Source organism: Mesorhizobium kowhaii (genome assembly GCF_003253745.1).
Taxonomy (GTDB): domain Bacteria; phylum Pseudomonadota; class Alphaproteobacteria; order Rhizobiales; family Rhizobiaceae; genus Mesorhizobium; species Mesorhizobium kowhaii.
Genome location: NZ_MZXV01000064.1, coordinates 18,727 through 32,212, shown reverse-complemented (window position 1 = coordinate 32,212; position 13,486 = coordinate 18,727). Strand labels below are relative to the sequence as shown.

Here is a 13,486-nt window from a genome sequence, read left to right as displayed (position 1 = left end):
TCCATGTTTCGATTCATCCACAGCTCCGATCTTCATATCGGCAAGCGGTTCGGCAACATGCCAGAGGATCTGCGCGGGCGGCTCCGTGAAGCGCGCCATGGCGCGATCAGCCGGCTGGCAGAGCAGGCACGCGTCCATGGCGCATCCACGATACTTCTGGCCGGCGATACGTTCGATACCGAAACGCCCACTCCAGCGATGTTGCGGCAGGCCCTGGCCGAGATGAGCCAGAGCGCGCCCCTGCGCTGGATATTGCTGCCTGGCAACCATGATTCCCTGTTGGCTGATCAATTGTGGAGTGCAGCGGGCAGCGTTGTGCCGGACAATGTCCTGCTGGCGATCCGGCCCGAAGTCTCGACCATTGCCGGGGACGTGGCGCTGCTGCCTGCACCGTGTACGACCCGCCGGCCCGGTCGCGACCTTACCGAGTGGATGGACAGCGCCGTGACGCCGCAAGGCGCCATTCGGCTTGGCCTTGCTCATGGCGCCATTCAGTCCTTTTCCGAGGATTCCGCAGCGTCCGACATCATTGCCCCAGATCGCGCGGCCAAGGCCGGTCTCGATTACCTGGCGCTGGGCGACTGGCACGGCCCCGTCGCCATCAATGAGCGCAGCCGCTATAGCGGTGCGCCCGAACCTGACCGTTTCAAACATGACACACCCGGCCAGGCCCTTGTCGTTTCCATTGCCGGGCCCGGCGCCATGCCGGAGATCGCGGCCGTCGAGACAGCCAGCTTTTCCTGGAAAACCGCTCCCCTGCATCTGCTGTCTGGTGACGACAGCGCGGCGGCATTTGAAGCGTTGCTTCCACCGGCACATCTGCGGCGTCAGACCTTGCTGCGAATTGCCGCGTCTGGCCGGGTGCGGTTAAGTGGGCGAACCGTCCTTCAAGCGGCGATCGCGGCAGCCGCGCCCGACTTCGCCTATCTGGAGCTGGACGGGGACGGGCTCGCGACCGACTGCGAAAGTGGCGATTTGGATCGCATCGATCGCTCTGGTGCCCTTCGCGAGGCAGCGCAGGCACTGTTGGATGAAAGCAGCGACGAAACCCGGTCGGCTGTCGAACGCGACATATCGCGAGAAGCACTGGTTCGGCTGTTCAGCTATTGCGAGGCGATGGGATCATGAAACTTACGGCCCTTCGGCTCCACAACGTCAAACGGTTCGCCGGGCAAGGCGTCGCCATCGAAAACATCGGCGACGGCGTCAACGTCCTTAGCGCAGTCAATGAGTTCGGCAAATCAACCTTCTTCGAAGCGCTGCACGCACTCTTTTTCCAGCCTCATACGGGCACACCCGAAGGCGTGCGACTGTTGCGGCCTTATAGTGGGGGCAATCCGGTGGTGGAGGCCGACATCACCACTTCAGAAGGACGCTATCGGCTTGCCAAGCAGTTTTATGGCGGCAAGCTGGCCAGCGTTATTGACCTCGACGGCGGGCGACTGTTGGCTCAAGCCGATGAGGCCGAAGCCTTTATCGGCAAACTAATCCATGGCGGAAGCGCAGGACCGGCAGGATTGCTCTGGGTTCGCCAAGGGGTCACCGGCATCGAAAGGCGCAGCAAAAACGAGGAGGACGGCGAAAAACGCGTGCGCGAAAGCCTATTGTCCTCGGTTCAGGGGGAAGTTGAAGCCCTGACCGGCGGGCGGCGCATGGCCGAAATCACCGCGGCATGCGAGGAAGAGCTCTATAGCCTGGTCACGTCAACGCTGCGTCCCAAGAGTGGTGGTCTCTATGCGGCAGCGCTCGACGAGCGTGACAAACTGCTGAAAGACGAGCAGCGTCTCAGCGCCGAAGTCACCGGTCTGCGCGATGCGCTCGACAAGCGGCGCATGGCGTTGGCGCGTCTGTCTGAGCTTGAAAACCCCGAAGAAGGCGCCACCCGGCGGGAAGCCATCTCGGCCGCGGAAGCCGCGGTCGAGGCCGCCAAATCGCACAGCGAAGCCTTGAAAGCCGCCGAGGCGGAAGCTGCCCTGGCCGCAATTCACCACGACGCGGCGCAGCAGGCCCTCGATAGTTTTCGGACCGCGCTCAAACGAGCCGCGGATTTGCGCCAGCAGTCGACGATTGCGCAGCATCGCCGCAGTGAGGTTCTCGATCGTCGCGCTTCAGCCATCGCCGAAAACGAACAAGCGATGGCCGAGGTTCAAGCAGCCGAACAGGAAGAGCGCGAAGCTCGCGAATTGCTCGCGCGGCTGGATGCGACCCTCTTGGCGCGTGACGCTGCCGAACAACTGGCCGGCCTGGACAACCGGTTGCTACAAGCCGAAGTCGCCAGAACCCAGATCGAAGATGGAGAGGCAGCACTGGCGATGCTGGCGGTGCCGGAACGGGCTGTCGAGCAGCTGCAAATGCTCGAAATCGAGATCGCCAGCCTTCGTGCAGCTCACCTGGCAACCCTGCCGACGCTATGCATGGAATACCGGGACGGCGCCGCCGATTTGGTGACGGTCGATGCCAAGCCCTTGCCCCATGCAGAAGACCAAAGCTTTGCTGGCACCGTGCGCCTGGATATTGCCGGCATCGGAGCTTTGACCCTGCGATCGAATCGGCCGCAGCAGGCCGACCGGACCATCGAAGACGCCGAAGCGAAGCACCGCAGCCTGCTTGCGTCCCTCGGTGTCGACAGCCTCAGGACGGCACGCCAGCGCCTGGTGGAAGCGCGCCACAAGGCTGTCGAACTGGGCTTGGCACGTCAGCGGCTTGCCGACCTGGCGCCCAAGGGGATACAGCAATTGCACGAGGAGCTTGCGCGTCTGAGTGCCCTCGGGGCCGGGGACCTCGAACTCAAAGTCGATCCGGAACAGATCCGGCAACGTCATGCCGCAGCCGAGCAGCTTGTGGCGACAACGCGCAACAGCGTGCGCGAGGCCTTGCCCTTGCGCAGCCATGCCGACGAGGCTGTCATGGCCGCGGAGACGGCTTATGTCACCATCCAGGCGGAACTGACCAGCCTCGAGGTCATATTGGGACCCGATGCAGCGCGCGAGGAAAAGGAACGCTTGCTGCTCACCGAGGCCACCGCACGACAAAAGTTGCGCGAAGCGGCCGGAATGCGCGCTGCTCCCCTGCGCGACGGCGCTCACGATCTCACCAGCGCCCAAGCCGTTCTGCGCCGCGCCCGTTCGGTTCAGGATGCCGCCACGCAGGAAGCAAGTCAGTTGCGTGTAACCCTGGCCGATCTCAATGGCCATATTCGCACTCGGTCCGACGACGCGGTGGAAGAAGCTTTGCGCGAGGCCACAGAAAAATTGGAAGTCGCTGGAGAGCGAGCGAGACGCTTCGAATTCGAAAAAGCCGTCCTCGACCGGCTGCGCACGACGCTGGTCGCTGCGCGCTCGACGGCACGCGATCTTTATCTGAAGCCGGTCATGTCCGAACTGCGACCGCTGCTTGGATTGCTATTCGATGACATCTCCATAGTGTTCGACGAGAACACACTGTTGCCGCAGACCGTTCGCCGCAATGGTCAGGACGAGGATGTCGAGAGGCTGAGTGGCGGCATGCGAGAACAGCTTTCGGTTCTGACCCGTCTGGCCTTCGCCCGTTTGCTTGCCCGCGACGGCAGACCCACACCGGTTATCCTGGATGACGCTCTGGTTTATTCCGATGACGACCGCATCGAGCGTATGTTCGACGCTTTGCACCGCCAGTCACACGATCAGCAGATTCTCGTCTTCTCCTGCCGCCAACGCGCGTTCGCGAAGCTCGGCGGAAACATATTGCAGATGAGCAACTGGCAACCGGATCGATCATAAGCGGAGAGCGCGCGGACTCAGGGCTGCGGCAGATCGTATCGTGTTACGATCGCAACGCCGTTTTCGATCTCGATTTCGATTACCTCATTGATCAGAAATTCTTCTGGACCCAGGTCGCCGAGGAGAGCATCGAAGAGCTCTCTCTGCTTTTCCGGCCCGACCTGAGGGACGACGATGATAAGGCCGGCGTGAACCGGTTCTTTGGCATAAAGCTTCCTGAAGTCCTTGGCATTGTTGGTGACGAAGGTGAAATCCCTTTCGACAATGAGGGGCATGAGGTCCCAGTCGGTTTCGCCGCTTAGCCCAAGCCAGGTGACGTGGTTTGCTTCATGTCCGCGTTCCTGGGCTACCGCAACGAGGGACGTGTGCAGGCACTCATCGATCAGAAACCTCACGAGGTCACACGCGCCTCGACGGACGTGGGTCGCCCTTCAAGACCACGCTCTTCGACGACTTTATTTTCACGCCCTGCTCGGAAAGCTTCTTGGGCCGCCCGCGAACCGGATGAGCGGCAACCCATATCCTGGCGAGTTCTATCATCCGCGGCGTCAGCTTGGGATATCCCTCCAGAACCTCCGCTTCGTCCGCGCCTTGCGCGAGCATGGTCATGATCATGCGAACAGGGATGCGGGTTCCTTTGAAGACGGGCTCTGCGCCCATCACCCCTTTAACGCGGCCGATGGCGGCATCCGCCTCATCGAGATCGACAATGCGCGCTTCGAGTTGTTTACGTGCCTCGGCGACGTCGATGATCAGCAGGTCGTCAGCCCTTACCGTCTTGGCAGTTGGAGCAGCCTTGATTTCCTCGAACAGGCGGTGGCGGCGATCAGCGGGAAGTGTCGCCCCCACGCCATACCAGAGCTTGAGCCGCAGCAAATCCTCACCGGTCAATGCCCGTCGGACGATCCCGCCGGCGCGTCGGACAGCGCTTGGAACCGTGTCGACAATGCGTTTGTCTATCGCATTATGAACGGCCTTGATGCCGATCCCGCTGACGGCGGCCGCCTCTGCGGGGGTATAGATGCGAGCAGCTGCGCCCATAATTCTTCTCCTTATGAAGAACAATATAGGTCGTTGGGCTCCCATCGTAAAGACACCCAGGCTTGCCGCAGCCTAGGGCTCTGCTGCCGGAAAGCAGATTATCCAGCGTCCCATGGAAACGAACTGAGGTCCTGACGGTCACTCCTGGGTATATTTTTGCATGCGTCCAGGCGGGGTCAGCCTGGTTCGAAGCACATCGACGGCTCACTCCGTTGCCATCCGATGGTCATGAAAATCCCCTCGCCCCAGCGAGGCATCGAAGCGCGTGTTCCGTGTCCGAAACCTGACAGCGGCAGAAAACATGTCGGGTCCGGTACAATCGACGTCCTGGGCACCGTGGAGGTTTTTCAAGGTTTGCTGCCGGCTGAGCGCGCTGGCACGGCCTTTGCGCTGAGATGTGACAACACGGATTGAGGACTGACTGCACGCACACGCGCGAGACCGCTGAGGTGGGCCGCCGCCATCCCATCACGGCGAATAATCTCGCGCTCTACAACAATTTGCTGAACGACCCCACCATGGTGAGAGGCAAGAAAATACAGATGCCGGGGGATGCACATCCATTCGCAGTGCACTCGTCTTCAACGCGGCGCGGACTTCGTCCGCGTCGACGGCACGCCGAAGGGGAGAAGGAGAATTCGACTTGAAGATGCGTAGGAGGACTTCCTGAATGACGTTTTATGACCTTTGCACCAAAAGCTCGGCGCATCCCCGCTGCCTCCCCACCTTTGCCAAGTATCTCAAAACGACGGCGCTAACGGCGACGCTGCTCGCCGCGGCGTCGGCGGCAAGTGAGGCGCAGCGGTATGTTCGTGCTGACGGCAGCACGACCTCCGACCTGGAAGCGGCGCGCGCGAGCTGGCGCCATGACGTCGAATTCAATGGCAACGTCGGGCTCGGAGGCATCAACGCAGATGCCGCCTATGCCTTGGGCTTCACCGGCAAGGGTGCGAAGATCGGCTTCATCGACCAGCCGGTGTGGGCGGCGCATCCAGAGTTTGCCGGCCGGTTGACCTTTCTCCCGACCTCAGGCACGCGCGTCTATACGGACCCTTACTTTCCAGTCAAAGCCGGTGATCCGTTCTTCGCCGACGGCAGGCAGTTCATCGACGGCACTGGCGAGATTTCGGCGCACGGGACCCACGTGGCGGGCATCGCCGGCGCCAACAGGGACGGCGTCGGCACGATGGGCGTGGCGTTCGACGCCAAGCTTTTCGCGGCGAATAACTACGACCCCGGACCCGAGGATGGTCGCGTGAGGGGCAATGACGGCGCCGTTTATGGCGCGGCCTGGCAGGCGATGATCGACGCCGGCGTCGACATCGTCACGAACAGCTGGGTCATCGGCCTCCCGGGCCCGTCGTGGTCCTACACGCAGGCCTATGCGCAGTTCCAGGAGATCGAGGCGATCCGCGGCACGCCCGATGGCGGCGCCTATGACGGCGCCATCAAGGCGGCGCGCAGCGGCATCGTCGTCGAAATGTCGGCCGGCAACGACCACGGCCAGGAGCCGGACGCGATGGCCGGGCTTGCCAGCTTCGTGCCCGACATCGAAAAATACTGGCTGACGACGATGAGCGTCGTCGCCGACGCGGAAAATCCGCAAGGCTATTCGAAGAGCAGTTTTTCCAGCAATTGCGGCTACGCGAAGTATTATTGCGTGGCCGCGCCGGGGACTAAGATCAACAGCAGCTTTCCAGCGGGCGACAGCACCGGCCTGAAGCCGGGCGACATCGTCAACGACGACCGCCTGCACCCGGCCTATGGCAAGTTCAGCGGCACCTCCATGGCCGGTCCGTTCGCCTCCGGCGCTTTTGGCGTGCTCAAAGAACGCTATCCCTACCTCGCCAATGGCGAGATCAACGAAATCCTCAAAACGACGTCAGCTGACCTCGGCGACGCCGGCGTCGACGAGGTTTTCGGCTGGGGGCGCATCGATCTGGAGAAGGCGCTGAAAGGCCCCGGTCAGTTCCTGGAGCGCTTCGAGGCAAAGCTGCCCGGCTTCTATCGCGGCTCGGGCGAGGACATCTGGAGCAACGACATCTCGCAGGACGCCCTGGATCAGCGCAAGGGCGAGGACCAGCGTACGATCGCCGATTGGCAAGCAAAGAAGGTCGCCGAGCGTTGGCAGAACGGGGTGAGAGAGGAGGCCATCCAGAAAATCAGGAACGACGTCGCGGCAGAGGTGACGCCCGACGCCTTCAACGAGGCGATCGAGCTGGTTCGGGTTCGCGAGCAAGCATCCGAAGGCGGCTCCAAAAAGGCCATCTACGCGGCTGAAAACGCCATGCGTGCAAATCCGATCGCCGTCTCCCTGTTTAACGCGTTCCAGGCCACGGCACCCAACACGAGCATCTGGCAGACGGCGCAGTTCGTCGACTTCACCGGAACCCCCGAAGGCAGCCTGGACAGGATACGGGGAACGATCGCCGAGGAGCGGGTCGCCGGGGCAATCTCCGAGTTCAATGCCCATGAGGCCCTCGTGTCGAAACTCACCGCCAAACTTACCGATCCCAACAACTATCTGGGAGGCCTTACCAAATCCGGCGCCGGGACGCTGCGGCTGACCGGTCACAGCACTTATAGGGGCGATACCTTGATCAATGGCGGCCTGTTTGCGGTGGACGGCTCGATCACCTCGAAGGTCGTCGTCAACAAACTCGGCACGTTGGGCGGCATCGGCGCAGTCGGCGGCATTGACGTGGCCGGCGGTGGCGTCGTGTCGCCCGGCAACTCGATCGGCACGCTGACATCGACCGGCGACGTGATCTTCAACAAGGACAGTGCGCTCCATATCGAGGTTGGCGCAAACAAGGGCGATCGGCTCGTCGTCAAAGGCGCGACAACCCTGTTGGGGGGTGTGGTGGTGATCACCCCGGAAGCCGGCGCTACCCCGCAACAGCGGCTAAAGGCGCTGATGGACCGGACCTATACCATCATCACCTCGACCGGCGGGGTCAGCGGCCAGTTCGACGGCACGCAAGGGTTTTCCTTTTTCGACACGACGCTCTCGTACCTGCAGAATGAAGTTCACCTCAATGTATCTCGCAATGGCCGCGGCTTTGCCGATTTCGCCCTTACCAGAAACCAGAAGACGACGGCCGCCGCGCTCGAGGCGCTCGGGCTCGGCAATGCGATCCATGACACGGTCGCGTTGGCAACCCCAGCGGACAGCCTTTCTGCTGCGTACCAATCGCTTTCGGGAGAAATTCACGCCACGCTGAAGGGGGTGTTGGCGCAGGACGGGCAGTTCATCGGCCAGGCGGCCATCGATCGGGTGCGGTCCGGCTTCGGCGGCGTGGCGGGAAGACCGCAATCGACCGTCGAACCGGCCGAATATGGAGCGGAAACCGCGCCGACCCGCAGCGACGCCATTGCCGCCATGCAGCCAACCAGACATGGTATCACGCTGTGGGGTGAGGCCTATGGATCGTGGGCACATGTCGGCAGCGACGGCAACGCCTCGGATTTCAATCGTCACCTTGGCGGCATCGCCACCGGTATCGACGGCATGGTGAACGAGACGTGGCGGCTTGGCCTGCTGCTGGGTCACGGCAGCACTGCGCTCAATTCCACCACCGGCCATGCCTCGGTGGACAGTTACCAAGTGGGTTTGTATGGCGGCGCGCAGTGGGACGCCGTTGGCCTGCGTGTGGGTGCCACATTCGCCCAACATGAGATCGACACCACGCGTCACGCCATGCTGCCGGGCGGCGTCGTCAACCGGCATGCGTCGTCCTATGATGGCCAGACGGTGCAGCTTTTCGGAGAGACGGGCTATCGGCTCGATACCGGCTACGGCGCAATTGAGCCTTTTGCCGGCGCTCGCTACGTGCATCTGCGGAGCAACGGTATTCAGGAGGACGGGGGCCCGACTGCGCTCACGGGGCCCTCCAGTTCGACCGATCTCGGTGTCACGAGACTCGGCCTGCGGTTTTCGCAGGAATTCCTGGCTCGCGAAAACACCGTGCTCACGGTGCGCGGCATGCTCGGCTGGAACCATGCCTTCGGCGATGTCTCGGCGCAACAGAGCCTCGCCTTCGCCGGCGGCCAGGCGTTCATGGTCGAAGGCTTGTCGGTCGCCAGGGACGCACTTGTCGTCGAGGCGGGCTTCGACGTCGGCATCGTTGCCAACGCGAAGGTCGGCCTGTCCTACGCCGGCCAGTTTTCGCGCGACGTGAGCGAGAACGGCATCAAGGCAGATCTGACAGTGGGATTTTGATGGCAGACCGGCGTAATCGTCATAAATGCTGCCGCTGACGCGCTTCCGTCAGTCAGCATGCTGGCACCCGGACGCCCGAGCGGCGGCACTTGAGAGAACCGCCGCTCGGGCTTGATTGACTCATTTGGAGGCGAACAGCGGCTTAACGCGTGCCCACTGGTCGGCGGTGCGGAAGCCGCCTCGATCGGTGTAGCTTTCGGCCGGGAATTTCATCCAGCGCGGCAGCCATGTCTCGATCTTCTGGCGCCCGTTTTCGCCCGCAAGCAAGTCGCGGATGATCTTCTTTTGCGTCTTGACCTTCTCGGCGACATTGCCGTCCGCGACATGCTTGCCGCCGACATCGGCGAGCATCGAATTGGCGACTTCCTTGTCGCGCAGCAGATCGAAGAAGGCGTCGTCGGCTTGCCAGCAAGCGCCCATGTCGACGTTCAGATGGTTGCCGAGCGCCTCGATGACGGCGCTGCCGGCTTCGAGCGTCTCGGCCATGACGATGGCCAGGACGCGCATGACATCATCCTCCGAAAGCGTCAAAAGCCGGGCGAAGACGCTGGCGAGAGCAAAGGCGTCGCCATTGCCGCCGGCGACCCTGCCATCGTCGTCCGGCGAGCTGAGCAGGGCCAGGACCGCGCGCCGTTTCTCGGCGAAAGCGGCTTCGGCCTTGCAGCCGGCAAGGCTTGCGGCGATGGTCTCGTTGGCCGCGCGCTGCGGCTCGGGCCGCACCTGCCAAAGGCCGGAACCGGCGATGGCATGCGCCACGATCAGGCGCAGCGCCACGGCGGGATGGTCGAGCATAGCGGCGCGCACGGCGGCATGGCGATGCAGATCGACATAGTTCTGCATCGGGCCAGTGAGTTCCGGTCGCGACGGCTTGGCGGGCGTTTCGGGATTGTCATCGCCCTCGCTCGTCTCGCGGGCGCGGCGGGCTTCCTTGCACGAAAGCCAGCCCTCGTGACACTCGACCTCGCCGCGATGCGTAACCGCAATGAAGACCTTGCCGCCTTTCTTCTTGGGCGTCTTTTCGTGATCCCAGGCGTGGAAATGCTGCCCCGGTTCCAGCACGACCACCTCGCACCAGCCGGCTTCCAAACAGGCGTCGCGTCTGGCGGCAATCGCCTCATTCTGCTTTTGCCAGAACAGGTCGGCATCGGCGAAATAGCTGTCTTCGCCGAACAGGTCGGAGACGATCAGGCCGGGGTAATCCTCGATGGCGAACAAAGCCACCTTGGTGGAGATGGACTGGCCGCCGAACAGCCACTGCTTCAACTGGTAGCTGCGCGGTGCGTATTGTTCGGGATCGGCAAACAGCGCCAGCCAGTCCTTCTGCTGCGATTTCGAGGCCATGGTGAGATGGCGCGCCGTCTCGGCGTCGATCTCGTCGCGCCGGTAGGCTTCGCGGATATTGGGCAAGAGGTCGCCAAGCGCCAGAATGCGTTTGACCATCAGTTCGGTGATGCCGAAGGTCGCGGCGATGTCGGCAACGGTGCGGCCCTGACTGATGAGCCGCGAAAACGTCTCCCATTGCGACACCTCGTCGGGATCGAGCCGGGCGATGTTTTCGATCAGCGAGGCCTCGAGCGCATTGGCGTCGTCGCCGTCTTCCATGATGGCGCAGGGCAAGGGGTCGGCCTCGCCGCGCTCGTCGGCGAGCGATCTGGCCGCGAAATAGCGCCGCCGTCCGGCGACGATCTCAAAACTTTCCGGCGAGCCGTTGGGGCGCACCAGCAGCGGCACAAGGACACCGCGCGCGCGCACGGACGGCAGGATGTCGGAGATATCGGGCGCGCGTTTGCCCTGGCGCATGTTGGCGGCGGAAATGTTGAGCCTGTCGAGGGCAATGTGGGCAAGCTGCATGGGTCTTCTCCTTCGTTTCGGGTGGGATGTCCCGCCGCTGAGGCCGAAGGCCGGCGCTGCGGGGACCGTTTTTGCGCCTATCGGCGCGCTGGTTCCGCCCTGTCGGGCGGAATCTCGGGATGGGGCTTTGCAAGGGCGCCCGCTGCCTGTCGCAGAAGCCGCTCGGCTTCGGTGATGTGGCCGGCGCTGCGTGCGGCATCGGCATAGACGGAGAGCGGAAAGCGCGCGTGAAAACACAAGTCGCGCTCGATGCCGAGGCCAAGCCGCCCGTTGACGCTTTCAACCTCGGCAAGGCTGATGCTGCCGAGTTCGGGAAAGCCGAAACCGAGGTCGCAAAGGCCAAGGAGCGTGTCGCCGTCGGCGTCAAGTTCAGTCAGAAGCCAGGTCGCAGGCCCGGTTGGATCGAACAGTTTTACCACCGGGACATGGTCGGTTTCGGTGTCAGTTGCGCCATTGGCGAGAAGCCGGGCGCGCAGTTCATCGGTGATCAGGATCATCGCAAATCTCCTTGTCGGAACGGGTCGGGTCGGTTGCGCGCGGCCTCTGTGCCTTGCGCGGAATTGGGATCGGGCGCGCTCATGCCGCGATCTCCCGGAGGTCCGCCGCGCCTTCGGCATCGGCGTTGCGGCCAAGCAGGAAATCGGCACCTTTCGAGGCATGGCTGGCGGCGCGGAAAACGGCGCGGTTGTCCTCGCGCAGCACCTTCAGCCATGAGCCTATGTAATCGGCATGGCGCACGGTCGGCTCGATGCCGAGACTGGAGCAGACGAAGGCGGCGGTGATTTCGGCGACCAGTTCCTCGCGCGCATAGGCCTTGGAGCCGAACGAGCCGGAGAGGTCGCGGGCAAGCCTTGCCGGGTGGCCGGTCCAGTGGCCGAGTTCGTGAAAGCAGGTGCGGTAGTAGTCGATCTGGTGAAGGAACGCCGGCTGCGGCGGCACCTGGATGGTGTCGCTGCCCGGCATGTAGAAAGCGCGATCGCCGCCGATCCTGAAATCCGCGCCGCTACTGCGAATGACCGCCTCGGCCTGCGGGACGATCTCGCGCGCGGGCAGCGGCTCGGCGGCGGCATAAAGATGATCCGGCAGGTTATCGCACTGCGCGACGTTGAAGACGGTGAAGCGCTTCAGATAAGGCACTGCCTGTGGCTCTTCGCCATCGGCCTTGGCGCGTTGCTTCTCGTCTTTGGGAACAAAGCGGTCGGCATGCACGATGGTGGTGCCGCGCTCGCCCTTCCTGACGTTGCCGCCAAGGCCAAGCGCCTGCCGGAAGGTCAGCCAGTTCTGGCTGGGGTAGCTGCGTTCGATGACCGCGCCCCACAGGATCAGGATATTGATGCCGGAATAGGCGCGCTGGGTGGCCGCGTTCCTCGGCAGCCCAAGGCCGGCCTTTGCGCTCCCCCATGGCTTGACCCATGGCACGGTGCCGCGCTCCAGCTCGGCGATAATGCGGTCGGTGATCTCCTGATAGAGGCTGGCGCCCGAGCGCCCGCCCCTGCGCGCGCCAACCTCTCCGCTGCCGGAACGTTTGCTGTTTGCACGCATCGTTTCATCCTCCGCTCACCAATCGCGCGCCTTTCCCCGGAAGCGGGGTGGGCGGCGAGTCGCGACCGGAAAGGCCTGCCGTCGAAGGCGGACCGCATCCGAAGGACCGGAACGAAGAGGAGGACCCGGAGCGCAAGCGCAGGGTTGCGGGATGCCGCGGCTGGCCTAGAAGGGAGAGCCGCCCACCGCGCGCCGCCGGGAAAGGCCAACAGACAGACCGCGACGGCCGGACGGCCGGCGACCGTCGGCAGCCGACAGGCTGCGCGCGTCAGGGGGCGAAGCCGGATGGCCGAGACCGCCTGAGCCTGGCGAAGGAAAAGCGGGCTCGGTTCACGAGCACCCGGCGGGTGCCGTCAGGCGCGCGGACGCTCAGCTAGGACCGCAGGCTGGACAGAATCTCGCACGCATCAGCGTCAAGTGCCGCGGTCACGTCGAGAAACTCAAGGACATCGAGACGGCGCTCTCCACCCTCGTATTTGGCCACGAAGGATTGCGGACGACCAAGCGTCTCAGCCAATTGCGCCTGGGTCAGGCCTTTGGCCTTGCGCAGCGAAATCAGCCGGGTCAGAAACCGCCGGTGACGGGGCGATCGAAGAGATTTGGGCATGCAGGCGAACCGGTCAGGGTAAAGACCGGCTCAGCGACTAATCCCGCTTTCGGATTATCCCATTTTGGGATATACTGGCGCTCGACGGGCGAGGTTCGCGGCAGACATGAATCGATCAACGGCAACAGACGAGAAGCAAAGCTCACCCCTGCGCGACGAAGTCCCCTGGGCGGAGAACCTGACGAGCTACGACAGGGAGCATTTCACGATCTACCTGCGCATCCTGGATGCCTGCACCGACAATGCCAGCGAAGAGGAGATGGCCGATCTCATTCTCGGCATCGACCCGGCACGCGAACCGGTCCGGGCGCGCAAGGCGCTTCGCAGCCATATCGACCGGGCGAACTGGATGGTTACGACCGGCTACAAGGAGCTGTTCGCCGGCTGACGAAGCCTGATCCGACGATAACCTCTGCCTGCGCACTGGCCTGACTGACAGAGCCAGTTTTTGCGATTTTTCCTGAT

10 protein-coding genes are annotated in these 13,486 nt (G+C 63.2%); 4 read left to right on the top strand and 6 right to left on the bottom strand.

All coding sequences use genetic code 11. The features are described 5' to 3' along the window. The first annotated feature begins 3 nt into the window (after window positions 1-3). Window positions 4-1,128, top strand: a complete 1,125-nt coding sequence (locus B5V02_RS30320) for a metallophosphoesterase family protein (protein WP_111547707.1) — start codon at window positions 4-6, stop codon at window positions 1,126-1,128. Then, the gene (locus B5V02_RS30315) at window positions 1,125-3,758 is read left to right on the top strand and encodes an AAA family ATPase (protein ID WP_111547706.1); all 2,634 of its coding nucleotides are present in this window, start codon (window positions 1,125-1,127) and stop codon (window positions 3,756-3,758) included. The genes B5V02_RS30320 and B5V02_RS30315 overlap by 4 nt, the downstream gene beginning before the upstream one ends. Window positions 3,759-3,775: 17 nt before the next feature. On the opposite strand, the gene B5V02_RS30310 is transcribed toward B5V02_RS30315, so the two are convergent. Both B5V02_RS30310 and B5V02_RS30305 read right to left on the bottom strand, forming a co-directional pair. Beyond that, entirely contained in the window at window positions 3,776-4,153 is a 378-nt protein-coding gene (locus B5V02_RS30310; protein WP_111547705.1) for a DUF5615 family PIN-like protein, read from the bottom strand. A gap of 4 nt (window positions 4,154-4,157) precedes the next feature. Further along, complete coding sequence (locus B5V02_RS30305; protein ID WP_111547704.1) at window positions 4,158-4,799, bottom strand: DUF433 domain-containing protein; 642 nt, start codon at window positions 4,797-4,799, stop codon at window positions 4,158-4,160. A 670-nt stretch (window positions 4,800-5,469) separates the two neighbouring features. On the opposite strand from B5V02_RS30305, the gene B5V02_RS30300 reads away from it, so the two are divergent. Continuing rightward, the gene (locus tag B5V02_RS30300) at window positions 5,470-9,021 is read left to right on the top strand and encodes an autotransporter domain-containing protein (RefSeq protein WP_111547703.1); all 3,552 of its coding nucleotides are present in this window, start codon (window positions 5,470-5,472) and stop codon (window positions 9,019-9,021) included. Between the two features lie 120 nt (window positions 9,022-9,141). Here the strand turns inward: B5V02_RS30300 and B5V02_RS30295 are convergent, their stop codons facing one another. The 4 genes from B5V02_RS30295 to B5V02_RS30280 all read right to left on the bottom strand — a co-directional run bounded on the left by B5V02_RS30295 (window position 9,142) and on the right by B5V02_RS30280 (window position 13,021). Next, window positions 9,142-10,872, bottom strand: coding sequence for a ParB/RepB/Spo0J family partition protein (locus tag B5V02_RS30295; RefSeq protein ID WP_111547702.1), 1,731 nt, complete (start codon window positions 10,870-10,872; stop codon window positions 9,142-9,144). A gap of 77 nt (window positions 10,873-10,949) precedes the next feature. Beyond that, entirely contained in the window at window positions 10,950-11,369 is a 420-nt protein-coding gene (locus tag B5V02_RS30290) for a DUF2958 domain-containing protein (RefSeq protein WP_111547701.1), read from the bottom strand. Between the two features lie 79 nt (window positions 11,370-11,448). After that, window positions 11,449-12,414 (bottom strand): ArdC family protein, encoded by a 966-nt coding sequence (locus B5V02_RS30285; protein WP_111547700.1) that lies wholly within the window; start codon window positions 12,412-12,414, stop codon window positions 11,449-11,451. Window positions 12,415-12,787: 373 nt separating this feature from the next. Continuing rightward, on the bottom strand, window positions 12,788-13,021 hold the full coding sequence (locus B5V02_RS30280; protein WP_111547699.1) for a helix-turn-helix domain-containing protein: 234 nt from the start codon (window positions 13,019-13,021) through the stop codon (window positions 12,788-12,790). A 106-nt stretch (window positions 13,022-13,127) separates the two neighbouring features. On the opposite strand from B5V02_RS30280, the gene B5V02_RS30275 reads away from it, so the two are divergent. Further along, on the top strand, window positions 13,128-13,409 hold the full coding sequence (locus B5V02_RS30275; RefSeq protein WP_111547698.1) for a DNA -binding domain-containing protein: 282 nt from the start codon (window positions 13,128-13,130) through the stop codon (window positions 13,407-13,409). The last annotated feature ends 77 nt before the right edge of the window (window positions 13,410-13,486 follow it).

Bases quoted from the DNA above. Each gene is read 5' to 3' on its own strand.
- B5V02_RS30320 (WP_111547707.1), top strand. From the start codon at position 4: ATGTTTCGATTCATCCACAGCTCCGATCTTCATATCGGCAAGCGGTTC.
- B5V02_RS30315 (WP_111547706.1), top strand. From the start codon at position 1,125: ATGAAACTTACGGCCCTTCGGCTCCACAACGTCAAACGGTTCGCCGGG.
- B5V02_RS30305 (WP_111547704.1), bottom strand. From the start codon at position 4,799: ATGGGCGCAGCTGCTCGCATCTATACCCCCGCAGAGGCGGCCGCCGTC.
- B5V02_RS30300 (WP_111547703.1), top strand. From the start codon at position 5,470: ATGACGTTTTATGACCTTTGCACCAAAAGCTCGGCGCATCCCCGCTGC.
- B5V02_RS30295 (WP_111547702.1), bottom strand. From the start codon at position 10,872: ATGCAGCTTGCCCACATTGCCCTCGACAGGCTCAACATTTCCGCCGCC.
- B5V02_RS30290 (WP_111547701.1), bottom strand. From the start codon at position 11,369: ATGATCCTGATCACCGATGAACTGCGCGCCCGGCTTCTCGCCAATGGC.
- B5V02_RS30285 (WP_111547700.1), bottom strand. From the start codon at position 12,414: ATGCGTGCAAACAGCAAACGTTCCGGCAGCGGAGAGGTTGGCGCGCGC.
- B5V02_RS30280 (WP_111547699.1), bottom strand. From the start codon at position 13,021: ATGCCCAAATCTCTTCGATCGCCCCGTCACCGGCGGTTTCTGACCCGG.
- B5V02_RS30275 (WP_111547698.1), top strand. From the start codon at position 13,128: ATGAATCGATCAACGGCAACAGACGAGAAGCAAAGCTCACCCCTGCGC.